Annotated in this window: 1 protein-coding gene; it reads left to right on the forward strand. The window is 72.8% G+C overall.

The features are described 5' to 3' along the window. The coding region (locus ASF38_RS17195) for an HtaA domain-containing protein (RefSeq protein ID WP_200914490.1) at positions 1 to 2036 on the forward strand (2036 nt) is incomplete at both ends.

Here is a 2036-nt window from a genome sequence, read left to right on the forward strand (position 1 = left end):
CCCCGACGCTCGACGTGGAGGTCGTCGAGCAGGTCGAGGGCAGCCTGAAGGTCGACGTCGAGGGCTTCGGCTACGCCACGACGGGGCCGGGCGTCTACCTCGGCATCTCCGAGTCCGGGGGCGCCAGCCCCACGGACGTCGGCGCCTACCGCGGCGCGGTCCTCGTCCCGAGCACGACCATGGGCGTGGGGGGCACCTTCGCGCGGACGCTGACCCTCGACGCCGACGACATCGAGACGCTCGACCCCACGAAGCAGTACTCGGTGTACTCGCTGAAGGCGCACGGGCAGGCGGCCACCGATCCGTCCCAGACGGTCGAGGCGCCCCTCGACATCGACGTCGCCGTCCTCAAGCCTGCGTCCGAGCCTCAGGGTGCGCAGCTGGAGGTGGAGGTCGTCGAGCAGAAGAAGGGCAGCCTGAAGGTCGACGTCGCGGGCTCCGGCTACGCGACGACCTCCCCGGGCGTCTACGTCGGGATCTCCGAGTCCGGTGGCGCCAGCGCCACGGACGCCGGTGCCTACCGCGGCGCGATCTGGGTCCAGGCCTCCTCCATGGGCGAGGGCGGCACGTTCGAGCGGACGATCGAGCTCGACGCAGCCGCGATCGCGACCCTCGACCCGACCGAGGACTACTCGGTCTACTCGCTCAAGGCGCACGGCATGCCCGACCCCGGCGCGACGCAGAGCGTCGAGAAGGCGATCGACCTCGACGTCGCGCTGCTGCAGGGCGACGACGAGCCGGTCGATCCTGGGCCGAACGGTCCGACGCTGGACGTGTCGGTGGCGGAGCAGAGGAAGGGCAGCCTGAAGGTCGCCGTGAAGGGTTCCGGGTACGCGGTCGCCTCGCCCGGTGTCTACGTCGCGATCGCTCCGGTCGGTGGTGGGAGCACCTCCGACGCGAGTGCGTACGTCGGCACGGAGTGGGTGCAGCACACGCAGATGGGTGCGGGTGGCACGTTCACGGTGACGTTGGCCCCGTCGGCCTCGGAGATCGCGACGCTGGACCCGACGAAGGAGTACGCGGTCTACTCGTTGAAGGCGCATGGTCAGGCTGCGTCCGACCCGTCGCAGACGGTGGAGGTCCCGGTCGACCTCGACGTCGCCCTCCTGAAGGGCGGCGTCGTGACCCCGCCGACGCCGACCGACCCCGACCCCGGCACCGGTCCTGGTGCCGGCCCGGGTGCAGGGGGCGGGGTCGACGCGCCGAGGACGAGCGGGTCGCTGCGCTGGGGCGTGAAGGCAGCGTTCCGCAGCTACGTGACCGGCCCCATCGCCAACGGCCGGGTCTCGGTGTCGCGGGGGGCCTCGGCCTCGGGCGGGAGCTACCGCTTCTTCCAGAAGTCGACCGCCGCGTCCGGAGCCGATGCTCGTGGTGCGACGCGCTACGGCGGCACCGTGCGCTTCACGGGTCACGCCGGTGCGCTGGACCTGTCCGTCACCGACCCCACGGTCACCGTCCGTGCTGGCCGGGTCGGGACCCTCTCGGCCGTGATGGCGGGCCGGCGCATCGACGTCGGATCGGTCGACCTGGCGCGCGCCTCGAGGACGACGAAGGCCGGAGCGGTCACGTACTCGGGTGCGCCCGTGCGCCTCACCGCCGCCGGTGCCCGCGCCTTCCAGGGGTTCTACTCCGCCGGTGAGGCGATGGACCCGGTGACGTTCACGGTCGGCAGCGACGGAGGTGCGGCGTCCGGTGGTGGCACCGTGGCCGCTGCCGTGAGCACGACCGGCTTCGTCCCTCCGGCGTCCCCGCCGGCATCGACGGGCGTCACGCTCGACCTGGCCGACGGCGACACCGTCCGCGCAGGCGACCGCCTGACGGCGAGCGCGTCCGGGTTCCGGCCCGGGGAGACCGACATCGCCGTCGTGGTCTACTCCAGGCCGGTCGTGCTGGAGCGCTCGCTCAGCGCCGACGCGCAGGGCCGTGCCACGTGGAGCGGCGTCCTGCCGGGTGATCTCGAGCCCGGGGAGCACACCCTGACCTTCCAGGGCTCGATCAGCCGCGGGGCCGTGTTCACCGTGGCCGACGACGAGGAG

The organism is Aeromicrobium sp. Leaf272 (assembly GCF_001422865.1).
GTDB lineage: Bacteria > Actinomycetota > Actinomycetes > Propionibacteriales > Nocardioidaceae > Aeromicrobium.